This is a genomic window from Fretibacterium fastidiosum (assembly GCF_964642095.1).
Classification (GTDB): domain Bacteria; phylum Synergistota; class Synergistia; order Synergistales; family Aminobacteriaceae; genus Fretibacterium; species Fretibacterium fastidiosum.
Genome location: NZ_OZ209244.1, coordinates 142,344 through 164,551, shown reverse-complemented (window position 1 = coordinate 164,551; position 22,208 = coordinate 142,344). Strand labels below are relative to the sequence as shown.

Annotated in this window: 21 protein-coding genes; 15 read left to right on the top strand and 6 right to left on the bottom strand. The window is 65.9% G+C overall.

The window, feature by feature from the left end; all coding sequences use genetic code 11:
- Positions 1–191: 191 nt before the first annotated feature.
- The gene (locus ACK28C_RS00720) at positions 192–437 is read left to right on the top strand and encodes a hypothetical protein (protein ID WP_015555973.1); all 246 of its coding nucleotides are present in this window, start codon (positions 192–194) and stop codon (positions 435–437) included.
- Positions 438–599: 162 nt separating this feature from the next.
- Here ACK28C_RS00720 and ACK28C_RS00715 read toward each other — a convergent pair whose 3' ends face one another.
- Together ACK28C_RS00715 and ACK28C_RS00710 are read right to left on the bottom strand one after the other, a co-directional pair.
- The gene (locus ACK28C_RS00715) at positions 600–1,187 is read right to left on the bottom strand and encodes a hypothetical protein (protein WP_208872560.1); all 588 of its coding nucleotides are present in this window, start codon (positions 1,185–1,187) and stop codon (positions 600–602) included.
- A gap of 106 nt (positions 1,188–1,293) precedes the next feature.
- Positions 1,294–2,307 carry a cache domain-containing protein gene (locus tag ACK28C_RS00710; protein WP_409152324.1) on the bottom strand — a complete coding sequence of 338 codons (1,014 nt, stop codon included), beginning with the start codon at positions 2,305–2,307 and terminating at the stop codon, positions 1,294–1,296.
- A gap of 157 nt (positions 2,308–2,464) precedes the next feature.
- On the opposite strand from ACK28C_RS00710, the gene ACK28C_RS00705 reads away from it, so the two are divergent.
- The 3 genes from ACK28C_RS00705 to ACK28C_RS00695 all read left to right on the top strand — a co-directional run bounded on the left by ACK28C_RS00705 (position 2,465) and on the right by ACK28C_RS00695 (position 6,070).
- On the top strand, positions 2,465–3,862 hold the full coding sequence (locus ACK28C_RS00705; RefSeq protein WP_208872563.1) for an extracellular solute-binding protein: 1,398 nt from the start codon (positions 2,465–2,467) through the stop codon (positions 3,860–3,862).
- Positions 3,834–5,405, top strand: a complete 1,572-nt coding sequence (locus tag ACK28C_RS00700) for a LuxR C-terminal-related transcriptional regulator (protein WP_409152627.1) — start codon at positions 3,834–3,836, stop codon at positions 5,403–5,405. The genes ACK28C_RS00705 and ACK28C_RS00700 overlap by 29 nt, the downstream gene beginning before the upstream one ends.
- Positions 5,406–5,704: 299 nt before the next feature.
- On the top strand, positions 5,705–6,070 hold the full coding sequence (locus ACK28C_RS00695) for a response regulator transcription factor (protein ID WP_015555975.1): 366 nt from the start codon (positions 5,705–5,707) through the stop codon (positions 6,068–6,070).
- A 60-nt stretch (positions 6,071–6,130) separates the two neighbouring features.
- Here ACK28C_RS00695 and ACK28C_RS00690 read toward each other — a convergent pair whose 3' ends face one another.
- A complete protein-coding gene (locus tag ACK28C_RS00690; protein WP_015555976.1) occupies positions 6,131–7,165 on the bottom strand; it encodes a serine hydrolase in 1,035 nt (344 codons plus the stop codon).
- 401 nt (positions 7,166–7,566) lie between these two features.
- On the opposite strand from ACK28C_RS00690, the gene gyrA reads away from it, so the two are divergent.
- The 3 genes from gyrA to pssA are packed head-to-tail and all read left to right on the top strand — an operon-like array spanning position 7,567 to position 11,478.
- On the top strand, positions 7,567–10,092 hold the full coding sequence (gene gyrA / locus ACK28C_RS00685; RefSeq protein ID WP_409152323.1) for a DNA gyrase subunit A: 2,526 nt from the start codon (positions 7,567–7,569) through the stop codon (positions 10,090–10,092).
- A gap of 10 nt (positions 10,093–10,102) precedes the next feature.
- A complete protein-coding gene (locus ACK28C_RS00680; protein WP_015555978.1) occupies positions 10,103–10,723 on the top strand; it encodes a phosphatidylserine decarboxylase family protein in 621 nt (206 codons plus the stop codon).
- On the top strand, positions 10,720–11,478 hold the full coding sequence (pssA, locus tag ACK28C_RS00675; RefSeq protein ID WP_015555979.1) for a CDP-diacylglycerol--serine O-phosphatidyltransferase: 759 nt from the start codon (positions 10,720–10,722) through the stop codon (positions 11,476–11,478). The genes ACK28C_RS00680 and pssA overlap by 4 nt, the downstream gene beginning before the upstream one ends.
- Before the next feature lie 198 nt (positions 11,479–11,676).
- Here pssA and ACK28C_RS00670 read toward each other — a convergent pair whose 3' ends face one another.
- Positions 11,677–12,504: a prepilin peptidase gene (locus tag ACK28C_RS00670; protein ID WP_409152321.1), complete on the bottom strand. Its 828-nt coding sequence runs from the start codon at positions 12,502–12,504 to the stop codon at positions 11,677–11,679.
- A gap of 9 nt (positions 12,505–12,513) precedes the next feature.
- Entirely contained in the window at positions 12,514–12,903 is a 390-nt protein-coding gene (locus tag ACK28C_RS00665; RefSeq protein ID WP_015555980.1) for a hypothetical protein, read from the bottom strand.
- 388 nt (positions 12,904–13,291) lie between these two features.
- Here ACK28C_RS00665 and mce point away from each other — a divergent pair, with 388 nt between their 5' ends.
- The 7 genes from mce (at position 13,292) to ACK28C_RS00630 (ending at position 19,899) form a co-directional block, all read left to right on the top strand.
- Complete coding sequence (gene mce, locus ACK28C_RS00660; RefSeq protein ID WP_208872567.1) at positions 13,292–13,699, top strand: methylmalonyl-CoA epimerase; 408 nt, start codon at positions 13,292–13,294, stop codon at positions 13,697–13,699.
- A 14-nt stretch (positions 13,700–13,713) separates the two neighbouring features.
- The gene (locus ACK28C_RS00655) at positions 13,714–14,592 is read left to right on the top strand and encodes a lysophospholipid acyltransferase family protein (protein ID WP_409152320.1); all 879 of its coding nucleotides are present in this window, start codon (positions 13,714–13,716) and stop codon (positions 14,590–14,592) included.
- A complete protein-coding gene (locus tag ACK28C_RS00650) occupies positions 14,550–15,059 on the top strand; it encodes an endonuclease (protein ID WP_409152319.1) in 510 nt (169 codons plus the stop codon). Before ACK28C_RS00655 ends, ACK28C_RS00650 begins: the two co-directional genes overlap by 43 nt.
- A gap of 83 nt (positions 15,060–15,142) precedes the next feature.
- A complete protein-coding gene (locus tag ACK28C_RS00645; protein ID WP_409152318.1) occupies positions 15,143–15,628 on the top strand; it encodes a chemotaxis protein CheX in 486 nt (161 codons plus the stop codon).
- Between the two features lie 153 nt (positions 15,629–15,781).
- Positions 15,782–17,884: a patatin-like phospholipase family protein gene (locus ACK28C_RS00640; protein ID WP_409152626.1), complete on the top strand. Its 2,103-nt coding sequence runs from the start codon at positions 15,782–15,784 to the stop codon at positions 17,882–17,884.
- A 103-nt stretch (positions 17,885–17,987) separates the two neighbouring features.
- Positions 17,988–19,427, top strand: coding sequence for a proline--tRNA ligase (gene proS / locus ACK28C_RS00635; protein WP_015555981.1), 1,440 nt, complete (start codon positions 17,988–17,990; stop codon positions 19,425–19,427).
- Positions 19,428–19,512: 85 nt separating this feature from the next.
- Complete coding sequence (locus ACK28C_RS00630; protein ID WP_015555982.1) at positions 19,513–19,899, top strand: helix-turn-helix transcriptional regulator; 387 nt, start codon at positions 19,513–19,515, stop codon at positions 19,897–19,899.
- 38 nt (positions 19,900–19,937) lie between these two features.
- On the opposite strand, the gene ACK28C_RS00625 is transcribed toward ACK28C_RS00630, so the two are convergent.
- Positions 19,938–21,602, bottom strand: a complete 1,665-nt coding sequence (locus tag ACK28C_RS00625; protein ID WP_409152317.1) for a hypothetical protein — start codon at positions 21,600–21,602, stop codon at positions 19,938–19,940.
- Between the two features lie 212 nt (positions 21,603–21,814).
- Here ACK28C_RS00625 and ACK28C_RS00620 point away from each other — a divergent pair, with 212 nt between their 5' ends.
- Complete coding sequence (locus tag ACK28C_RS00620) at positions 21,815–22,120, top strand: metal-sensing transcriptional repressor (RefSeq protein WP_015555983.1); 306 nt, start codon at positions 21,815–21,817, stop codon at positions 22,118–22,120.
- The last annotated feature ends 88 nt before the right edge of the window (positions 22,121–22,208 follow it).

Here is a 22,208-nt window from a genome sequence, read left to right as displayed (position 1 = left end):
AGGGCCGCGGTTCAGGTGAACGCCCCTTTTGAAAAATCGGTGGGATGGCCCTTCACGGGATGGCCGGTTTCGTGTTTCCATGAAGCGTGCCAAAGAGAGGCGCAAACTGACGGCGGGTCTTTCAAATCGTGAACTATCGTGAACTTCGGTAAATCGAACGAGAAATCGAACGAGACAGGGGGCAAGAGACGATGAAACAATTCTTGAGGTTCCTCAACCGGCTTGAGGAGGAAAAAATTTATTATCGGCTCAACAAGGTTCGGGAGGAGGCGGTGATGGCGGAGATCGCCGTTCCGGGGGAGCGCTGGGAGGTCGAATTCATGGAGGACGGGTCCGTGGAGGTCGAGAGGTTCGTCAGCACGGACGGGGTCTCCGGCTGCGCGGACATGGACCACTGCCCAGAGCTGGACGATCTCTTCGAGAGGTTTTCCGAGTAGCTGTGGTCTTGTTTGGCCCTGGCCGGAACCGTCGTGGCGGCTCCCTGTTGGGGCCGCCACGACGGTCATTCGGGGACACCTCGCCCGTTGTGCCTCCGAGGGGGCTTTGTGTTTGTATGGAGCGCCATGCGGACGAAGGTTCCGGCAGCCTTATTGTTCTTCCTATTCGTCGTCCTTGAAGGTGAAGATCGCGCGGATCATTGCTTTGCCGTTCCTTGCCTTGATCGTCCACAGCGCGCCCGAACCGAACAGGAGCGCTCCGATGAGCAGCAAGATCACGTTGTATGTCTTGGGGTTGTCTTCAAAGTACTGCAGCATCGTATCCGCGTACTCCGCCCGCACGTCGCGAACCGGGCGGTTGCTGGCAGCGGCCAGCACGGAAAAGTACATCTCCACGTGCGTCCCCTCATACGGATGGGGCCGCACGAAAAACGTGTGAGCCCGCCCCTCCTTTTGTTTGTGCAGGCTCTCGATCAAGACCAGCTTGTCCTCCAGCTCAATCACGTAGAAATAAGACTCGCTGTCGTGTTCGTCCTTTGGGATGTGGATGCCGGTATCCTTCAGCTTTGCAGTAACGCGCGCGTACTCTGAGCTGGTAGCGTAAAGGGTCTTCAAATCGACGATCTTCGGAATGCCGCTTCTCTCAATGTTCCAGTAGGACTTCCCGCTTGCGTAGAGCAGCATGAGGCCGATGAGGAGCAAAGAGGCCTGCAGGGCCATTAATAACCGATCGATTTTCTTGATCGCCATGAATACCCACTCCCTTTAAAATTTTGAGGATGATATGTCGTGCGTTTTTATCGTTTTGCGGCGCTCGGCGCCTCCACGCTGGGAACCTTTCTGAGCTCTGCCACGTTCATCGGGAACCCTTCAGGTCGAAGCGCCGAAGGCGTCGGGGCTTGCCCCCCGGCGCCTTCCGTTCGGTGGAGGATGGATCGCCGACCAGTTGCTGTGGTGCCCGCCTCAGGGTGTGGAAGCCACAGCACGAGTATACCCGGACGTTGTTCTCCAGGAACCAGGTCACGTTCTTGTAGACGTCGCGGGTCCGCGACCTGATGCAGACCTTCCAGCCCGTCTCGGGCATGGTGTCGAAGATGAGGCGGCACCGTTCTCCCCCGTCCTCGTAGTCGATGTCCCCGGAGGCCGTCGAGAGGACGGTCCGGATCGCCCGGACGAAGTCCGGTCCAGCGTCACGGACTGCGGGGCGCATCAGGGCCGATGGCCGGGAGCTCGCCAGAACGACGCCCTGTGAGTCTAGGACGTCGGCCGTCAGGGAGTCGGGGAGGACGCGGTCCGTGACGAGCTTCTGGAGCTCGAACACGTCCATGTCGCAGGTCACGAAGCCCCGCCACGTCTGGCCCCTTGCCCGAACGGGATAGACGGCGGAGACCGAAGGGGTCCTCGTCAGGGGGTGAATTCGGAACGGCCGCCACAGGACCGCCTCCTCGTCCTCCGAGACGGCTTCGGCGCCGTCAGGGAAGTCGTCGATCGTCGAGATTTCTCCCGCTTCCCGAAGGGCGTACTCCGCGAGGGGCCTTCCGTCTGCAAGGGCCTCGGCCGGCAGGCGGAGCCCCAGGCTGCCGACCACGTCGTAGGACGCGAGGTAGCGGGCCGGAAGGGACTTGCAGGCGAGGGCGTCGCCGGCGGCTCCGCATCGCCCCGCCTCGAGCGCCGCCTTTTTGAGCAGGACACCCGTCCTCAGCGTCTCCATCTGGATGGAGTTCATGAGGGTCGCGATCTCGGAGCGGACCTCCTCGCGCAGCTTGTCCGGGGCGAAGCGCAGGACCGCGCGGTAGCCCAGGACCCCCGCCGCAGCTGCAAGACAGAGAAGACAAAGGACCCTGCGGACGAAAAAGGCGCGTTTCCCCATCGGTGCGAATCTCCTTCCCCCGTGCCTGACGGGTACAAAACTTCCCTAATTCTACACCCTTTTCGCCCGTTTGATGTGCGGACGCCGGGCGTTGTGTTGTATTATAATGAAATCCCGTCGTCCCCCTTGCGACGGACGCAGAGGGAGGTGTTTGCGCGTGGTCCTGTTTCGTTCTCGTGGTGGCCTGGCTATAGCGGCCTTTTGTGCTGCGGCGGCTCTGGCCTTGGGCTTCCTGTGCTGGCGGAGTGCCGGACGTGACCCCATCGTGCTCACGATATGGCACAACCCCACGGGGCACGTGGAGGACGCGCTGACCGTGGCCGTGGACCGCTTCAACCGATCGACGGGACGGAAGCACGACGTCGCCATCCTCGTCACGAACATCGCCAAGGCTGAGATCATCCACGAGAACCTGACGTCCATCGCCGAGGACGCGCCGGGCGCTCCGGAGCCCCCGGATATCGTCGTGGCCTACCCAAAGTCCGTCCTTCCCCTGATCGAAAAGGGACGGGTGGTCCCCTTTGACGACTACTTCTCCCAGGAGGAGCTGGCCCGATACGTCCCCTCCTTCATCGAGGCGGGGCGCATCCACGACGGAAAGCTCTACTCCTTCCCCATAGGCCGCGGGTCGGAGGGCCTGATCCTGAACCGCACGCTCTGGGACCGCTTCGCGCAGGACACGGGTGCGCAGCTGTCCGAGCTGGGGACCCTCGAAGGGCTGCTTCGCACCGCCGAGCGCTACTACCGCTGGACGGACGACAGGACGCCGAACGTCCAGCGCGACGGGGCGATGTTCTTCATGGTGGACAACCCCTTCAACCTGCTTCAGGCCGCCTTCGCCCAGATGGGGGAGGACCCTTTTGTGGACGACGGGCTCAACGTCGCGTCGCCGACCTACCGTCGCGTCTTCCAGCTGCTCTTTGAGCCGAGGGTGCGGGGCTACGCGGCCATCTACAAGGGCTACGGAACGGACCTGGCCAAGACGGGGCTGCTCCTGTGCTGGACCAGCGCTACGGCGGGCATCACCTTCGTGCCCAACCGGGTGATCTACCGGGACAACACCTCGGAGCCCGTGAGCTTCGACATCCTGCCCTTCCCCGTGCTGGAGGGGGGGCGGAAGGCCGCCATCCTCCGATCCGGAGGGTTCACGCTCCTGCGCAGCACGCCCGATCGGGAGGCCGCGGCCGTCCTGTTCCTGAAGTGGCTGACGTCCCCGGACGAGAACCTCCGCTACGTCTACGGCACGGGCTACCTCCCCGTGACGCGACAGGCGGCGGAGCGGGCCGAGGCGGAGTGGAGCGAGGGCGCCTGCGGGATCTGGAAGAGCTACATCGAGACGATCGGGGTCATGCAGCACGAGTACGCCTTCGTCCCCCAGAGCCCCCTGCCGAACTACGGGGAGCTCGAGATCCGCTACGAGCGGGCCCTGTGGGACGTCGCGTCGGAGTCCCGTCAGCGCTATCGGGACGCCCTGGACGCGGGGATGAGCGAGGAGGACGCCTGGAGCATGGCGTCTGCGGGTGCCTATGAGCAGTTCCTCGACCGGACCCGGTGACGCCCTCGGGCGCGCGCTGCGGCTGAAGCTCTACGCCTTCTTTGCTGCGATCGCGTTGACGGTAGCCGCCGTCGTCTTTATGGCCCTCCTCCTGACGGGAGGCGTCAGCCTGAGGGACCGGCGGGGACGCTTGGCCTTCGACAACGAGCTGAACCGCCTGGCCGCCGGAACGGAGCGCCGGCTGGGGGAGCTCTCGGCCATGGCCCTGCAGCTCAGTCGGATGATCTCGCGGGGCGCGGAGCAGTTCCTGTCCGCGCGGGACCTCTCTCCGGACGGGCTGATGCGCCGGCCGGAGCTGCTGGAACCGCTTCTGGCGTCGCAGTTCGACCTCCTGATGCTCTCGCTGCAGCGCTCCCGCGCCACGGGGGCCTTCGTGATCCTGAACGCCACGGCCAGCCTGCGCCTTCAGGAGGCCGTGACCTCCCGATCGGGGCTCTACCTCGTCAACTGGGCCCCGGACTTCGTCAACGGGTCCGCCCTTCAATACCAGCTGCTGCGGGGCCCCGCGGGGGTCGCCCTGGACCGCGGATTCGCCATGGAGAAGGAGTGGGGCATGGAGTTCGACGTCCAGGGCGCGGACTACTTCTCCCTTCCCCAGTCGCGGGCGGAGGAAGCGGAGCGCGTCTGTCTGTGGTTTCCGGCGGCGCCCGTCCGGGGCACGGCGCGGCGCGCCATGCTGTGCGCGGCGCCCCTCGTCGATTCGCGAGGCAGCGCGTTCGGCGTCTGCGGCTTCGACCTCACGGACCTGTACTTCAAGAGGACCAACGTCCCCGCTTCCAACATCTACGAGGGCGCCTTCTGTGCGCTGGTCCCCATCGACGAGACGGGGCTGAACCTGTCGGGAGGCCTCATGTCGTGGCGCTACTTCGTTGACGAGAGGCCGGACGGCGCGGGGGTGGGAAAGATCCTCCGCACGGGGAGCCGGGAGGGACTGACGGTGTATCAGTCCGAGGACGGCAGCGGCTTGGTGGGGGCCCACCGCACCTTGAGGGTGCAGCCTGCGAACCCGCCGGAGGGCGCCCGGGACTTCGCCTTCGCCCTCCTGGTGCCGAAGGAGAGCTACGACGCGGCGAGCCGCGCCCGAACCCTCCGGCTGGCCCTGCCCTTCGCCATCGCGGCGGGGGTTGGGGTCCTCCTCTCGCTCTGCCTCAGCCGGCTGTACCTGCGTCCCGTCCTGTCGGGTTGGGCCTCGGATGGCCCGATGGCGGCGAACGCTCAGTTGGACGAACTCGTCGAGCTCCTGAGCGCCCACTCGGACGACGCCCGGAAGACGGACGGGGCGATGGGCGCGGAGGAACGGGCCTTCAACGAGCGTGCGGGGACCCTCTCCCCCGCGGAGCGCGCCGTCTTCGACCTCTGCCTCCAGGGCTGTTCCGCGGGGGACGTGGCGTCCGCCCTCAACATCAGCCCCAACACGGTAAAGACCCACAACCGAAACATCTTCGCCAAGATGGGCGTCTCCTCCCAACGAGAGCTCCTCACCCTGTACATCGGCATCCTGAAGGCGCGCCGGCGAGCCGGACCGCCGCCCCCCATCGTTTGACCCTTGACCCAGACTCGAGGCTCACAGCGACCGGGCCCTGGGGCCTGGATTTTCCGGCTCATCCTTTTGGGTGAGCCGGAGGTCAACCCCTGTCAACGCTGAATTTTTGTTCGATTTTTTGATCTGCTGCCACAGCAGGGCTCCCGCGACGAATCCTGCGGGGGGGTGATGACGCCCTCCCGGCTTTGAGGTATCCTTCTGCCGTGCTGAAGTCTTGAGGGCGCACAAGCCCGGCGTTCTCGGGATGGGCCGCCCCTGCGGAGGGGGCGGCCGGAAGATCGAGAGGAGGCTGTTTCTGCATGACGGCGTTCAAGAGGGATCTGATGAGCTGGAGCCGCGACGACCTTCTTCTGATGGCGTTGACGGCGTACTTCGAGGGGATGGACCTGACGCGGCAGGAGCGCCGCGTGGCGGTCATGCTGGCGGAGTCCAAAAGCGCCAAAGAGATCTGTGCGACGATCTTCATCACGGAAAACACGTTGAAATATCACATTCGCAACATAAACCGCAAGCTGGGGATCAAGACCCGGCGGGAGATCCCCGCCCTCCTTGCGGCTCTGACCTCGGAGGCGGAGCGCAAGGGGTGGCTGCGGCGGCCCGCAAAGGTCGTCAGCCTCGCGGAGTTCCGCGCCAGGCGCGGCCTTCAGCCGGCAGCCCTGGTTTGATGATCGCGTGATCGCGTGAGGGGGGTGCGCGCTGCACCCCCCTCGAGGTCGTTCGCCCCGCTACAGGGACTGCAGCAGCATGGCGTGCAGCTGGCGGCGCAGGTCCGACAGGTCCGGGGCTGGGTCCGCCGTCAGGGGGTTGACGAGCAGCGCCGCCGCGATCCTCCAGTCCGGGGTGAGCCAGAGGGAGGGGCCGGAGAGGCTCGCGTGCCCCACGCCCTTCGGAAAGACGTCGGAGAGGCTCCAGCCGAGGCCCCAGCCGCCGCCATGGTCCCTGAAGGCCTCCTCCACGGCCTTGTGTCGAAGCCACTCCCTGTCACCGGAGGAGCCGCCGTCCAGGTAGATACGTCCCAGCTTCAGCAGGGCGCGGGCGGAGGCGAAGATGCCGGCGTGTCCTGCGACGCCCTTGAAGAAGTAGAAGGCGTTGCCGTCGTTGGCCGTGCCGACGATGGGACGGTCCGCGGGGCGGAAGCCCTCGAAGGGGAGTCCCATGTCGGCGCACCGCTGCGCCTCGGCCCGGTTGCCGTTCTCCGTCTCGGCGCAGATGCCTGGGTCCACCGGCCCGTAGGTCGATGAGGCGCCGATTGCCGCGTTGAGGTCCGCCAGGGACTCCTTGAGCCCCGCGCATTTGGCCCGGACGACCTCCCCCAGGATCATGAAGTTGACGTCGCTGTGGACGGGGCCCTGAGCTGGGGGCTCCACGGACAGGACGTGCTCCAGGACGTCCCAGAAGCTCCCCTGCCGGGCGTAGAAGGGGTACCAGGCCGGGATGCCCGAAGCGTGGGTGAGCAGGTCCCGGACGGTGAGCCGCTCAAAGCGCGAGCGCGTGGCGGGGCCCAGGGGAGCGAAGGGCAGGAGCCTGTCGAGCCGCTCCTCCAGGGCGAGGCGGGCCAGCGCTTCCTGGTGCAGGATGGCCGTCGTCGTGTAGACCTCGGTGACGGAGCCCAGGTCAAAGAACGTCTCCAGGCCGCAGCCCATGGAGAGCTCTAGGATCGTTTTGCCGTTTTTCGAGACGGCGCAGACGGCCTTGGTGAAGCTCCCGCGCGCCCTGTAGGACTCAAGGAGAGCGCGAACGTCCTGCTTCAGATCCTTCATTTTGAGAGCAAACCCCCATTTCATGCGAATTTGACGCGAACGAACCCTTCGTTGGCGGTCCGCCTGTGCCCAGGCGAGCCGCTCCGCCATGCCATGCAGAACCCGTGGAGCCCGACCGCAGCGTCGAAGGGTCCCCCTTTTGTCGATGTCCAAAAGGCCCTTGGCCGCACGGGGAAAAGGCCCCTCTCCGGCGTGCCTGAGCCATCGCTTGCGCTCTGTATTTTAGCAGAAGCGGCGCGGTGTTTTTGCGCAAAAAGCGGCATGAATGGCGTCCAATGCCGTTTTTCGTCCGTCCCTCGTGTTAAAATAGGACGTAAGGCTATCGTGAACGTATGAGCGAGCCGCGCGTCGGCCCGACGCTCCGGGTTGTGCTGGAGAGTTTTTGGGAGGTCATTGATTTTATGTCGGAAGAGAAGATCGAGGGGCAGCGGGCGGGGGAGCGGATCCTTTCCCTACCGCTGGTGGGGGAGATCAAGGACAGCTACCTCAACTACGCGATGAGCGTCATCGTCGGCCGGGCCCTGCCGGACGTGCGCGACGGACTGAAGCCGGTACAGCGCAGGGTGCTCTACGCGATGTCCGAGTTGGGGCTCCGCCACAATTCCGCCTATAAAAAGTCCGCCCGCATCGTCGGAGAGACGATGGGTAAGTATCATCCTCATGGCGACAGCTCCATCTACGACACCATGGTGCGCTTGGCGCAGGACTGGAGCCTGCGGTACTGCCTGGTGGACGGGCAGGGCAACTTCGGGTCCGTGGACGGGGACCGGGCCGCGGCCATGCGTTACACGGAGGCCCGGCTTCACGAGCTGGGCGAGCTGATGCTGGCGGACATCGACGAGGACACCGTGGAGTGGGGGCCGAACTTCGACGAGTCCCTCAAGGAGCCCCTCTCCCTTCCCTCCGTCCTGCCCAACCTGCTGGTGAACGGGAGCACGGGCATCGCCGTCGGCATGGCGACGAACATCCCGCCCCACAACCTGCGGGAGGTGACGGACGTCCTCTGCTGGCTCCTCGAGGAGGGGATCAACCCGGCGGAGGCCAGCCTGGCGGACCTCATGGAGCGGCTGCCGGGACCGGACTTCCCCACGGGAGGCCAGATCCTGGGGCGGCAGGGCATCTACGACGCCTACAGGACGGGCCGCGGCAAGGTTATCGTCCGCGGCCGGATGCACGTGGAGGACGGCAGGCGCGGCAAGGTGAACGTCATCGTCACCGATATCCCCTACGCGGTGAACAAGACCACGCTGATCGAGACGATGGTGAAGGCGGCCCAGGACAAGGTCATCGACGGGATTCAGGACATCCGCGACGAGTCGAACCGGGAGGGGATGCGGATCGTCCTGGAGCTGAGCCGGGACGCCAACCCGGACCTTGTGATGCGCCAGCTCTACAAGCGCACGCAGCTCCAGGCGACGTTCGGCGTCATCAACCTGGCCCTGGACCGGCAGACCCCAAGGCTCCTGCCCCTGGCGAGCATCCTGGGGCTCTTCCTGAGCTACCGGCGCGATGTGGTGCGCCGCAGGACCCAGTTCCGGCTGAACAAGGCCTCGGCGCGGGCCCACATCGTCGAGGGGCTGCTGAGGGCGGTGGACCGGATCGACGAGGTGATCCGCCTCATCCGGGAGGCCGCGAACGACGACGTGGCGGAGCGGGGGCTGATCGACCGGTTTGGATTCTCCCAGCTTCAGGCCCAGGCGATTTTGGACATGCGCCTGCGCCGCCTCACGGGCTTGCAGCGCGAGAAACTGGAGGAGGAGATGCGCCAGCTTCAGGCGGACATCGCGTCCTACGAGAGGATTCTGGGGGATCCCCGGACGCTGGACGGGGTGATCCGGGACGAGCTGGCGGACCTGGGGAAGCGCTTCGGGGACGAGCGGAGGACGGAGATCCTGGACAGCTACCTGGAGACGCCGGACGAGCAGTTGATCCCGGAGAGTGACATCGTCGTGGTCCTCTCGAAGGACGGCCTGCTGAGGCGTCAGGACCTGGAGTCCTACGCGCTGCAGGGGCGCGGCGGCAAGGGGCGCAAGGGCGCGGCGGTGCGGGAGGACGACAGCGCCGCCATGGTCTGCGTCACCCACACCCACCGCGACCTCTACTTCTTCACGAACCGGGGCAGGGTCATGTCGCTGCGGGGCTTCGCCATCCCGGAAACCCGATCGGGAGGAAAGGGCCGGCAGATCGCCTCCCTCCTGCCCCTGGAGGACGGCGAGACGGTGGTGACGCTGGCCAGCGAGGAGGCGGGAGGGGAGAAGTGGCGGTACGCCTTCTTCCTCACGCGGTGCGCCATCGCGAAGCGCGTCCCCTTTTCCGAGCTCATGGACTCCAACCGGCCCCGCCGCGTCATCACCCTGGACGAGGGGGACGAGATTGCCCAGGTGCGCCTGACCCGGGGCAGGGACGACCTCCTGCTGATGACGGCGGGGGCGAAGGCCCTGCGCGTCCCGGAGGAGGAGTTTCGGCCCATGGGCCGCAGCGCAAGGGGCGTCCGCGCCATGAACCTTGCGGGGGACGACCACATCATCAGCTGCGACGTGGCGGGCGACGGCGAGGACGTCATGCTGCTGAGCGAGCGGGGGGTGGGGAAGCGCACGCGCTTTGACGAGTTCACGCCCCACCACCGGGCCACGGGCGGGATGCTGGCGATGAAGATATCGGAGAGGACGGGGCGCCTCGTGGCCTGCCACGCGGTGCACGAGCAGGACGAGATGATTGCCGTCACCGTCCGCGGGCGCATGATCCGGGTGGCGGTTCAGGAGATCCGGCTGCTCGGTCGTGCCGCCACGGGGGACATCACGGTGCGCCTCGACGAAGGGGACCTGGTGGCGGACTGCAGCGTCGTGCGCGCGGACGCGCTCCGGTCCGGTGAGCCGGAGGACGGCGAGACGCGCAGCCTGCCCTTTGAAGGCTCCGACCCGACGTAAGGAGTTTGCCATGAGGTTTGCCAGAGACGGGTTCTTCACGATTGCGGCCTCCGTCCTGCTGACGGCGTTTGCCGCCCTTTTCTCCCTCGCCCTGGGGGCGGCGATGGGGGCGTTCACGCTCTTCGTCCTTTGGTTCTTCCGCGACCCGGACCGCAGCACGCCGGATCGGGAAAACGCCTTTTTCTCCCCGGCGGACGGGCGCGTCGTTGAGATTTTGGAGGTCGAGCACCCCTTCACGGGGCCCGCCGTCCGGGTGGGGGTCTTCATGAACGTTTTCAGCGTCCACGTGAACCGGGCCCCCTGCGCGGGGCAGGTGGCTTTTCTGGACTACGTTCCGGGAAAGAAGGTCGCTGCCTTCGCCGCGAAGGCCTCCGAGGTCAACGAGCGCAACTTCGTCGGCCTCTCGACGCCCCGTGGTCCGGTCATGATGGTGCAGATCGCGGGACTGCTTGCGCGGCGCATCGTCTGTCGCCTGAAGCTGGGTGACGTCCTGGAGGCGGGGCAGCGCTATGGGATGATTCGCCTGGGGTCCAGAGTTGACATCTACCTTCCCAGGGAGGTAAGATTGACAGTCAAGATTGGAGATAAGGTGTATGCCGGAGTCTCCCTCATAGGAGAGGTGGAACGATGAGTTTCTTCAGGAGAAAACGAGGTTCGGCGCGCAAGCCGCTGGAGTTTCGACAGATCGCGCCCAATATGGTCACCAGCGGGAACCTGCTGTGCGGGGTGTTCTCGCTGATGCTGACGACGCAGGGGATGTTCGTCCCGGCGGCGTGGCTGGTCTTCTTCGCCGTGATCTTCGACGGCATGGACGGCAAGGTGGCCCGCATGCTGGGCGGCGGCTCCCAGTTCGGGCTTGAGTTCGACAGCCTGGCCGATCTGGTCAGCTTTGGCGTCGCGCCCTCTATCCTGATCTTTCAGACCTCCCTCCGCGGCTTTGGCGGCCTTCTGGGGGCGGCTGCGGCCTGCTTCTTCGCGCTGTGCACCGCGCTGAGGCTCGCGCGGTTCAACGTGGTCCACGTCCCCGGCCCCTTCCAGGGGCTGCCCGCTCCGGCGGGGGGGCTCTTCGTTTCCTCCTTCGTGCTGGCGGGCGCGGACCTGCCCGCAGGGGCGATGGCGGCGGTCCTGGCGCTGACGGGCTTCCTCATGATCTCCAGCATCCCCTACGCCAACCTCAAGAGGCTGACGAAGCGCAGCGCGGACCGGAGGAAGTGCCTCGCGCTCTCCTCGCTCCTGGTCCTCTCCTTCGCGTTCCTCAGGAACGCAGCCCCGCTCTTTCTCTTCTTTGCCTATGTCCTGAGCGGGCTCCTTCACTTCGACTGGGGACGCTGGCTGCTGCGCCCCGAGGCCCGAGACGAGGAGCCGCGCTCCCACGAGGCCCGCTAGCGGGGGCTACACGAGAGGGGCACCATTGCCGCTCATGCATGACTCCCCGTCCTCCCCGCTGTGAGGGGCGACTGAGGTGGATGACACCAACGAAACAAAGAAGGGGGCCGTCCGCCGGGACGGCCCCCTTCTTTATGCGTTGCACTTTATGCCATTGCGCTTGCAGTCATTGGCGCGTTACCCACTCGAGCACTCAAGTCAGAACGGCCAGGAGGGGAGGAACGCCGCCGGGTTGGGGAAGCGCTGGCCGATGAAGCCCAGGATCTGCGGTCCCCAGAGGAGCGTCAGGTAACACCCCACCGCCAGGTAGGGGACCAGCGGGACGGCGTCCCCCCGCCCCCATCGCACGCGGCCCAGCAGCATCAGGAGGACGATGCCGAACCCTCCAACCATGATGCCGAGGTAGAAGGCCAGGAGGGTGAGCTTCCACCCCATGACGGCCCCCATGCCGCCCATGAAGAAGGCGTCGCCCCAGCCCATGCCCTCGCGGGAGAGGACGAGGACGGTGATCAGGATGATGGCGGCGAAGGCCCCCCAGCCCACGGCCGCGCCCGCCAGCCCGTCCAACAGCGCCTCGCGTCCGCCGGCACAGCGCAGGAGCATCCCCACTGCGCCGGGGGCCAGGGCGAAGGCGTCGAACACGTCGCCGGACTCGAAGTCGGTCAGCGCGTTCAAAAGGAGGCTGAAGAACGCGAACAGGACGAGGGCGCCGGCCCAGGAGGGGCCCCACCGCCAGGCGACTCCGGCGGCTCCGGCCGCTCCGATGAGCTCCACCAGCAGATAGCGCGGGGAGAGCGACGCGCCGCAGGATCGGCAGCGCCCCCTCTGGAAAAACCATGAGAGTATCGGGATCAGCTCGCAGGGCGTGAGGACGTGGCCGCAGGCTTCGCAGGTCGAACGCTCCTTCCCCCACCACGGGCGCCCCTCGATGCTGCGGTGCGCCACGACGTTCAGGAAAGAGCCCATGCAGGCCCCAAGCGCTGCGGTCAGCGCGACGAAGATGGGAAACGCAGACTCTTCGGGCATGGACGGGCTCTACTTCTTCCTGCCCTTGTCGCTGTACAGCTCCTGGCCGTAGGAGACGGGCTTGCGCTGGGCCGCAGCCGCCGCGGCCGCCCGCATCTGGGTCAAGGACTGCTCGAACTCCTTCGCCAGCTTCTGTCGGCTGTCGTTCTCCTGCAGCTCGCCGCCGCGCGGCAGGTCGCGCTCCAGGTAGCCCAGGTCCACCAGCCCCTGCACGTCGCGGATGTCCGCTCCCAGCGCGTCGGCCAGGGTCTCGACGTTGAAGGCCACCTTCGGGTTGTCCCTCAGGTAGTTGCGGACGTCGAGGTAGAGGTCGTCGAGGCGCTTCTGGCACTCAGGGCACACCCTTCCGGCCGCTGCGGTGAATATCTTGCGGCACAGTCTGCACGTTATCAAAGCCATGTCCGTTACCTCCTGCGTTGGCGGGCGCCAGGGAGAAACTCCGCCCGCCCGATTGTGTTGACGAAAAAACTCAAGTCATCCTGTCCTTCTGTATTACCCTTCTATTGTACAACATCCTGCGGGGTTCTTTGTGCGCCGCGGCCTCGTCCCATGCCCCTCGGTGGCGGGTGTGCCGTGGGGTCGGCATGGCAAAAACTACCCGCAAAACCACCCGGCATGGGGGTGGCGCACGAGGGCCGGATATCGTAAGCTGGTGGCGTGCGGGGATGTTCAGGATGACAGGTGGATTGGGACGCAGGTTCTTCCCTTGCGCCGGATGAGGGGTTGGCCTTAAAATAGAGCGAGGTCTTTGGACTCGTTCCGTTATTTTTTAGAGGGGGGACTCGTGATGAAACCGACGATCATCGATCACATTGGCGTCGCCGTGAAGAGCATCGACGCGGCGCTTGAGTTCTGGGAGGGGACGCTTGGGGTCGCGTGCCATGGCGTTGAGGAGGTTGCGGAGCAGAAGGTGAAGACGGCTTTCCTGCCCCTGAAGGACTCCGAGGTGGAGCTTCTGGAGCCGACGGCGGAGGACAGCCCCGTGGCGAAGTTCATCGCCAAGAAGGGCGAGGGGATGCACCACATGGCGCTGCGCGTGGACGACCTGGAGGCTGCGCTGGCCGAGCTGAAGGCGAAGGGCGTGCGCCTGATCGACGAGAAGCCCCGCAGGGGGGCGGGCGGCGCGCTGATCGCCTTCATCCATCCGGCGGCGACGGGTGGCGTCCTGCTGGAGCTCTGCCAGCGTCAGGCGTAGGGGGAAGCGGCCTGTTGGAAGAGCGCGCGGTGGGCTTTCTCGTCGCCTTGATCGAGGCCCTGCCACACCGCGCGGCCGTGGCCTTCGGCGGCCTCCTGGGGCGCCTCTTGTGGCTCCTGAGCTGGAAGAAGGTCGATCGTTGCGAGCGGCGCTGCGTCCAGGCCCTGGGGGTTGGCGTGACGCTTGCGCGTGGGATCGTCCGTCGCTCCTTCGCCAACCTCGGCCGGTCCGCTGCGGAGTTCGTGCGACTGGACCGCCTCAAGCCCAGGCTTCAGGAGCTCGTGGCGATCGAGGGCATTGAAAATCTGGACCGCGCCCTGGCGCGAGGCCATGGAGCGCTCCTCATGGTCGCCCACATGGGGAATTGGGAGATGGGGGGGGCCCGCGTGGTCCAGGCCGGCTACCCGCTGGTCCCCATCTACACGCCCCAGCGCAACCGCGGCGGCCTGAACGACCTGATCCAGCGGCGGCGGACCCGCGCCGCCGGCATGACGATGATCCCCAGCGAGGGCGGGGGCCTGCGGGGGGTCTTTCGCGCCCTCGGCCAGAACGGCATCGTCTGCATCCTTCAGGACCTCGACGCCCGCGCCGACGGGGTGGTGGTGCCGTTTTTGGGGATGCCGGCCAGCGCCCACGAGGGGATCGTGAAGCTCTTCCGCCGGTTCGGCGCCCCCGTCGTCCCCGTCCTCTGCGTGCGCGCCCCGGACGGGATTCACCACCGCGTCGTCTTTCAGGACGTCCTGAGCGATGAACTGGACGAAGATGGAAATTCGTTTGGATTCAATATGGAAAAGTCCCTGCGGATGTGTCATAATGTTTTGGAGGAGTGGGTCCGCACCTATCCCGATCAATGGCTGTGGCTTTTGGACCGATGGGAATCCACGATGCGCTGATCCTCGGGCTGGACCCGGGGCGCGACAAGATCGGGTTCGCGGCGGTGGCCCTGACGAAGGAACTCCTGTTCTCCGGGGTCTTCCCGGCGAAGGAGCTGGGGGCGTTTCTGGAGAAGGTCGGACGCGAAAGCTGTTCGGCGGGCACCTTTTCGCCGTGGCTGCGGGAGTGCCTGGAGGAGGGGACGCGCCGGGCGCCGAGGGCCGTCGTCCTGGGGGATGGCACTTGTTGTCATGTCCTGATGAAGGCGCTCAAAGCGGCTTCCCTGCCCTGTCGGGTCGTCTGCGTGGACGAGCGGGGGACCACCCTGGAGGCGAGGGAGCTCTACTGGCGGCTGCACCGTCCCCGTCCCTGGCAGCTTCTTCTGCCGCACTCGATGAGGGTGCCTCCGCGGCCGCTGGACGACCTGGCAGCGTGGGCGATCGCCATTCGCGGGGTGGATGCGACGACAATTCCGTCCTCAGCATAAACTGGGGATTTAAAGAACACGCGGGACAGCCCTTTGCGCGCAGGGGGCAGTTTTGAAGGGAGTCATTCAACGCTATGGCCAATATGGATAAACTTGCTGCTCTCGTCAACAGCTTCGGTTCGTCCGTCATGTCTGTGGGACGAGAGGTGGGGCTTTCGGTCACCTTGAACAAAGCACAGGTCTCCCAGGGGATAAAGGTCGCCAACATCTGTGCGGCCGCCCTGATCGGGATCGTGGGGGAAGACGCCCGCGGAACGGCCGTCATCATGCTGGACAAGGACGGCTTCGACTCCGTCATCTCGGCGATGTCGGGGGGGATGATCGCACCGAACCTGGAGGACTCCATGTCCATGAGCGTCGTGGGCGAGCTGTCCAACATGGTCAGCGGGCGCGCCTTGATCCAGGCGGCCCTTGCGGGGGTGGACGTGACGCCGCCGCAGCTGATCGTGGGGGACAAGATCCAGAACGTCCCCAACGAGGGGCCGGGCATGAAGAGCTTCACGCTTCCCTTCGCCATGCAGCCGAGCGGCGTGCTCTACCTGGTGTTGTCCTTTGAACAGGGAAAATGACGGTGAGGGCCCTGCCTCCGGCGAGTCGGCGGCAGGGCGGTCCGCAATAGCGGGGAATGGGCGAGGGCCGAAACGGCGACCCCTTGCCCGCAGCTCTTATGGATTGGGGTGGCGGCTCATCGGGTGAGTTCGCCGCCTTTTTCGTTGCGGGAGGTGAAGGTGGTGCGGATAGCCAGGAAAATCTTGTGGGCGCTGCTCCTCGGCCTCGTGTCCTTCCGGTCCGCGGAGGCGGGAGTCGTGCTGGTCCTCTCCGGGGGCGGGACCCGGGGCTTTGCCCACATCGGCGTCATCGAGGTGCTGGAGCAGAACAACGTCCCCATCGTGGGCATCGTGGGGACCAGCATGGGGTCCCTGATGGGCGCGCTGAAGGCCAGCGGCTACGACGCGGAGGCGATGAGGCGCATCGTCGCGGAGCTGGACCTGCCCTCCCTGCTCTCGGAGAACACGGGCCCCATGTTCGTCTTTACGGGCGACGACAGGAGGGCCAAGGGCAGCACGATCACCGCGCTCTCCTACCAGAAGCAGGGAGATCAGCGGGGCCCGCGGGGCATCCTGACGGGAGACAAACTGTACCGCTACTTTGCGCAGCTGATGCGCCACGTCTCGGCGAAGGACTTTTATCACCTCCCCATCCCCTACGCGGCCGTGGCGTCGGACATCCACACCGGGGAGAAGGTCGTCCTGAGAAGGGGAGGGCTGGCCTCGGCCATGCGGGCCTCCATGTCCATTCCGGGGCTCTTCGAGCCGTGGGAGATCGACGGCCGCCTCCTGGTGGACGGCGGCGTGGTCTCGAACCTTCCCGTCTACACGGCGAGGGAGGTCTTCCCCGGCATCCCCATCGTCGCGGTGGACGTCTCGGACTACCCCTCAAAGGAACGCCCGATCAACTCCTTCATCGACGTCATCGACCAGTCGCTGGCCATCCTGATGCGGCGCACGACGAGCGAGGAGAGCCGCGCGGCGGACCTGCTGCTCTCCCCCCGCGTGAACAGCTTCAGCTTTTTGGATTCGAGCGAGGCGGACGCCATCATCGAGGAGGGACGGCGCGTGGCGCTGGAGAAGCTTGACGCGATCCAGAGACTGTCGGCCCGCGGCCCCGCGCTGTTCACGAGCGCGAACGTGGAGGTCACGAGCGACGTCGTCGGCGACGTGGAGGTCGTGGGCCTGCCGGAGAAGATGGCGCGGAACCTGCGAAAGCGCTGTCTCGTCTGGGTGGGGAAGACCATCGACCAGAAGCGCATCGAGAGCGCCATCGAGCGGCTGGTGGGGTCCCCCGGCATCGCCAACGTGGACTACCAGATGGGGCGCACGGAGTCGGGCGACGTGCTGGTGCGCCTCGAGGTGCGGCAGACGCCGGAGATCGAGGTGGGGCTGTCGGGGTACACCACGAACCTGCACAACAACCGCTGGCTCTACGTCAAGGGGGCTGGCCGGGGGCTCCTGTCGGAGTACGACACGATGTCCGGGGTGCTTCGGATCGGGGACCAGTGGGGGATCGACCTGTCCTATCAGACGGCGCCGGAGGGCATGAACGCCTGGCGCTTCAACCTGTCCGCCCAGAACTGGGAGGTCCGCAGCAGCGCGGGCACGCGGGATTGGGACCGTTTCGCCTTCGGAGTGAACCGCGTCTACCAGTGGGGCGACGTGAACGTGGGGCTTGGGCTGGCCTACGAGCACGTGGGGGGGGATTCCGTCTCCGACGAGGACGACCGCAACTCGATCGGCCCGACGTTCTTCGCGGCCTACGACACGCTGGACATTCCCGGTGACCCGACGAAGGGCTACGCCTGGCGCGTCAACGCATGGTGGCCGGACTTTGACGAGGTCCTCTACCGATTCACCTACTTCAAGCCCCTGGAGGTTACAGGGCACCTGCGCACGTACTTCCGCCTGGGCTATGCGGAGGGCGACCTGGACCGCTGCAGCCACGCGGCCTACCTGGGCGCGGCGGAGGAGCTCTACACCGCGGCGGCCCGGCCCGTTGAGGCGGAGCGCATGGCCTGGGCGAACCTGGCCTTCCGCCGGGTGTTGAGCCGGAGCGTTTTGGGCATCGTGGCGGTGGAGCTCTTCGGCAGCTACGGCTACGCGATGGACAAGGAGTACGGAAAGATCGCCTCCCCCTGGGAGGTCGGCGTCGCCGTGAACTTCCCCAACAACATCATAGACGTCAAGCTGGCGGCCCTGTACGGCTCGGAGGAGTTCAAGGTGGGCTTCTTCATGGGGGTCCCCATCTGGGACCACTACCCGCTGCCGTAGCCGCAGCGCTTCCTTAACCGAAAGATCACAGGGCCCCGCCGGGGCCCTCCATCCTGTGTGAGGGCAGGGCCCCGGCGGCCCGCCGCCCTGTGGAGGTCATACAATGGCACGCAACATCACAGCACGAAGCGTCGATTACTCTCAGTGGTACCTTGACGTGATCAAGGCGGCCGAGCTGGCGGACTATGCGCCGGTGCGCGGCTGCATGGTGATCCGCCCGACGGGGTACTCCATCTGGGAGAACGTTCAGCGCTATTTCGACGACGCCTTCAAGCGGACGGGGCACGTGAACGCCTACTTCCCGCTCCTGATCCCCAACTCCTTCCTCCAGAAGGAAGCGGAGCACGTGGAGGGCTTTGCGCCGGAGTGCGCCATGGTCACCCATGCGGGCGGGGAGGAGCTGGAGGAGCCCTTCGCGGTGCGCCCCACCTCCGAGACGGTCATCGGCCACATGTACAGCCGCTGGATTCAGTCCTGGAGGGACCTGCCGGTGCTCATCAACCAGTGGTGCAACGTCATGCGCTGGGAGAAGCGGCCGCGCCTTTTCCTCCGCACGTCCGAGTTTCTGTGGCAGGAGGGGCACACGGCTCACGCCACGGAGCAGGAGGCCCGCGAGGAGACGCTGCGGATGCTGGAGGTGTACCGCAAAGTCATGGAGGAGGAGTTGGCGCTGCCCGTGATCACGGGCGAGAAGACGGCGGGGGAGCGCTTCCCCGGCGCCGTGGCCACCTACACCTGCGAGGCGATGATGAGCGACGCGAAGGCGCTCCAGGCGGGGACCAGCCACTTCCTGGGGCAGAACTTCGCCAGGGCCTTTGAAATCCGCTTTCAGGACAGGGACGGAGAGCTGGCGACCTGTTGGACGACCAGCTGGGGGATATCCACCCGCCTCATCGGGGCCATCATCATGACCCACTCCGACGACGACGGCCTGGTGCTTCCGCCGCACATCGCGCCCGTGAAGGTGGTGCTGCTGCCGATCTCGAAGGACGAGCGCCAGGCGGAGGGCGTTCTGCTGCCCATGGCGCGCGAGCTTTCGGGGCAGCTCGACGAGGCGCTGGGAGGGCTCTATACGGCTGTGGACACGCAGTTTCACATGCGGCCCGGCGACCGCTTCTTCACTCACCTGCAGCGGGGGGTGCCCCTGCGCCTCGAGCTGGGGGAGAAGGACGTGCAGTCCGGGACGGTGCGGGTCGTGAGGCGCGACACCGGGGAGAAGGCGGACCTCAGCCGCGACGCGCTGGTCCCTGCGGTGCAGAAGCTGCTTGAGGACGTCCAGTCGAACCTCTACAGGAGGGCCCTGTCCTTCCGCGAGGCGCACACGGCCCAGGCCTCCAGCTACGACGAGCTCAAGGCGATCCTGGCGGAAAGGGGCGGGTTTGTCGAGGCGTACTTTGGAGGGACGCCTGAGGACGAGCGCCGCATCCGGGAGGAGACGGGCGGCGTGACGCCGCGCTGCATCCCTCTGGTGGACGCGAGCACGGGCCGGTGCATCGTCACGGGGAAGGAAGGGCGCAGGACGATCTTCGCCAAAGCTTATTGAGCCTCGGCTGAAGCGGCAGCGGCGACCCTTCCTGCTGCGGATGCGTTTTAACCGGGATTGGTTTTATCGGGTGGTGTGAGGCGGGATGACGCACTACAATTTGCCGCACGATCACGGGCAGGACGTTCAGGTCGTGCTGGAGCGTATGCCGGCGGCGCAGCGCTTCGAGGAGGCGGCCATGAGCTTTCAGCAGCTGGGGGACCCCACGCGGCTCAAGATACTGTGGATCCTGTGCCACTGCCGGGAGTGCGTCTCCGACATCGCGGCGGCGGTGGGCATGAGCGACGCCGCGGTATCGCACCACCTTCAGCTTCTGAAGCGCAGCGGCCTCATCGTGGGCAGCCGCGTCGGAAAGGAGATTCACTACACCCTTTCCGACGAACGCAGGGCCGGGCTGCTGCACCGCATGATGGACGCCCTGTTCGAGATCACCTGTCCCAAAGAGGACCTCCCCGGCCCCCGAAGCGTTTAGCCCCTTCGGGGGCTTTTTCTTTTGGGAACTCGGACCCCTTACCGGCGGTCGAGCCATGCCGGAATGCAGGCAAAAAGCGGGGCCAGGTATTCAAAGATCGTCAGCGTGGTGCGAACGTCGATCTCCCTGAAGTCTGGACTGAGGGAGGATACGTAGCCCCACAGCAGCCACAGGGCGCTCACGGCGCTGGCGGTCAACACGAAGGGCGCCCAGCGTACCCGGCGCAGCGCCAGGTACCCGCCGACGATGAGGGCGGCGGGGAAGGCCCATCCGGCCCACCACGTCCCGGAGAGCAACAGCGACTGGAGTTCCCCTCTGGAGGTTACCCAGTGGAGATTGTAGGCAATGTTGAGCAGGAAGGAGGCGCCCGCTGCGGCGCTGGCGGCCAGGGCCGCGTGGCGATCCCTCCTGGGGAAAAGGGACAGGAAGAGCGCGGCCAGCAGGACCTTGAGGACCGATAGGGTTGCCCAAAGGGCCGGGCTGTCTTGATAGTGGCTGAACTCGATCCACCTCATGACCCAGTAGACGCAGTCTGCCAGCGGATAGAGAAAGGACACGGCGTAGGCGCACCACGCGAGGGAGGACTCCTTCGCCCCGGCGGGGCAAGACAACCCGTCCAGGCGGCGGGCCGTGTGAAGGACGGCGAGGAACAGCACCGTCAGGAGCACTTCTCCCATGGTGACCAGAAAATAGATTTCCCCCAATCCGATGGCCACCATCATGGACCTGCCCGTAAACGCGCGAAGCGTTGCCCCGGCTGACAATACTGCGTACACGAAGGCCTCCCAGCAGGCGTAGGCCATAAGGATTTTTGGCGAAGCCAAAGGGCGCAGACTGTAGAGGAAGGCAGCACAGGGTAGGATGCAGGGCAGAAGTCGAACGCCCGTCCGGCCGAGGCTGTCGTAGAGCGTCATCGACAGGATCGCGCTCAAAAGGCCGCCCGCGCCGAAGAACTCGTTGAGGCAGAAAAGGATCATGCCCGCCAGGAGCAGCCGGCTGAGCCTCTTTCTGAGTTTCAAGGCCTCCGAACGTTCGTCGTTCGTATCCGGCTCGATTTTCTCGACACCAAACCGCACCGGCCGCGGTGAACGCACGTCCAGCCACGCGAACAGGAACGCGGCGATGATGGAGGCGTAGCCCATGATATCGCAGACCTGAAACGCCAGGATCGTGGGGGACTGCAGCTCCCTGTGCCCCATGTGCCACAGGGCGGGGGTGTCGGAGAGGAGGTACAGGGCCCCCGCCGCGCTGGCGCAGAGGAGGGGCCAGGCGCGTCGGCTTCGGCGCAGCGCCAGGTACCCGCCGGCAAGGAGGGGAAGCCACAGGATCTGATGAATCCACCAATACGGCGAGGACAACAGCTGAAACGCCTTCCGCAGAGCTTCGGGGTTCGCGTTGGCGAGGAAGGTCGAGTGGAGGTAAAGCCCCCGATCCAGGAGTCCGTAGAGGCCCGCTCCGGCGCTCAGCGCCAGGGCCGCCCGGCGGTCCCGCCTGAGGTGCAGGAGGAGGGCGATTGCAGCCGCTGCAGCCAGGACGAGCACCGGCCAGGTTTCCTTCCTCCATGAGGTGGGGCTTGCATTGCCCCACAGGACGATCCTCAGGAGGGCGTCGCTCAGCGCGTAGCCGAACGAAAGTCCCCACGCCCAGAGCCCCCACAGGCTGACGCGGCCCCGGTCCTTTTGCGCATCCCACGCTTCGCTCACCGTCGCTCACTCCTTATAATTTTGGATGGATTCGTCGTGTGCGGCACGGACCGGCTGTCCGCGACGCCAGACAGGTCGATCAATATATTATCATGACGGTGGCGTGGAGACACGTTAAGGCGAGCATCGATATCCGAGCGTAGTATAATGACACGGGGTGGGGGTGTCATGCCAATGCGGAGGTCCTGAGCGAGGAAAGTGGGGGCTTTTAGATGACGATCATGCCGGAGCGCACGCCGGGTGCGGCGGCGTTGAACGAGGAGAAGCGGGCGGCGCTCAAGGCGCTGAAGACGGTGAGGGGACAGGTGGAGGGCATCATAAGGATGATCGAGGAGGGGCGCTACTGCGTGGACATATCCAACCAGCTCCTGGCCTCGTCCGCGCTCCTGAGGCGCGCGAACGTCCTGGTGCTGCGGCAGCACATGCACCACTGCGTGCGGGATGCCGTCGAGCACGGCGACGTCGACGCGAAGCTGGACGAGATATCGGACCTCCTCGCGAAGATCATAGGCCGCTGAAGCCCGTTTGACAAAGGGGACGGGCCGTGCTATCGTTCAATAGACCCCCACGGGGAGGGGGTGTTATGGACGTCCTGAGCCTCATCTC

Excerpts from the sequence above, each read along its gene's own strand:
- ACK28C_RS00720 (WP_015555973.1), top strand. The coding sequence starts at position 192 with ATGAAACAATTCTTGAGGTTCCTCAACCGGCTTGAGGAGGAAAAAATT.
- ACK28C_RS00715 (WP_208872560.1), bottom strand. The coding sequence starts at position 1,187 with ATGGCGATCAAGAAAATCGATCGGTTATTAATGGCCCTGCAGGCCTCT.
- ACK28C_RS00710 (WP_409152324.1), bottom strand. The coding sequence starts at position 2,307 with ATGGGGAAACGCGCCTTTTTCGTCCGCAGGGTCCTTTGTCTTCTCTGT.
- ACK28C_RS00700 (WP_409152627.1), top strand. The coding sequence starts at position 3,834 with ATGAGCAGTTCCTCGACCGGACCCGGTGACGCCCTCGGGCGCGCGCTG.
- ACK28C_RS00695 (WP_015555975.1), top strand. The coding sequence starts at position 5,705 with ATGACGGCGTTCAAGAGGGATCTGATGAGCTGGAGCCGCGACGACCTT.
- ACK28C_RS00690 (WP_015555976.1), bottom strand. The coding sequence starts at position 7,165 with ATGAAGGATCTGAAGCAGGACGTTCGCGCTCTCCTTGAGTCCTACAGG.
- gyrA (WP_409152323.1), top strand. The coding sequence starts at position 7,567 with ATGTCGGAAGAGAAGATCGAGGGGCAGCGGGCGGGGGAGCGGATCCTT.
- ACK28C_RS00680 (WP_015555978.1), top strand. The coding sequence starts at position 10,103 with ATGAGGTTTGCCAGAGACGGGTTCTTCACGATTGCGGCCTCCGTCCTG.
- pssA (WP_015555979.1), top strand. The coding sequence starts at position 10,720 with ATGAGTTTCTTCAGGAGAAAACGAGGTTCGGCGCGCAAGCCGCTGGAG.
- ACK28C_RS00670 (WP_409152321.1), bottom strand. The coding sequence starts at position 12,504 with ATGCCCGAAGAGTCTGCGTTTCCCATCTTCGTCGCGCTGACCGCAGCG.
- ACK28C_RS00665 (WP_015555980.1), bottom strand. The coding sequence starts at position 12,903 with ATGGCTTTGATAACGTGCAGACTGTGCCGCAAGATATTCACCGCAGCG.
- mce (WP_208872567.1), top strand. The coding sequence starts at position 13,292 with ATGAAACCGACGATCATCGATCACATTGGCGTCGCCGTGAAGAGCATC.
- ACK28C_RS00650 (WP_409152319.1), top strand. The coding sequence starts at position 14,550 with ATGGCTGTGGCTTTTGGACCGATGGGAATCCACGATGCGCTGATCCTC.
- ACK28C_RS00645 (WP_409152318.1), top strand. The coding sequence starts at position 15,143 with ATGGATAAACTTGCTGCTCTCGTCAACAGCTTCGGTTCGTCCGTCATG.
- proS (WP_015555981.1), top strand. The coding sequence starts at position 17,988 with ATGGCACGCAACATCACAGCACGAAGCGTCGATTACTCTCAGTGGTAC.
- ACK28C_RS00630 (WP_015555982.1), top strand. The coding sequence starts at position 19,513 with ATGACGCACTACAATTTGCCGCACGATCACGGGCAGGACGTTCAGGTC.
- ACK28C_RS00620 (WP_015555983.1), top strand. The coding sequence starts at position 21,815 with ATGACGATCATGCCGGAGCGCACGCCGGGTGCGGCGGCGTTGAACGAG.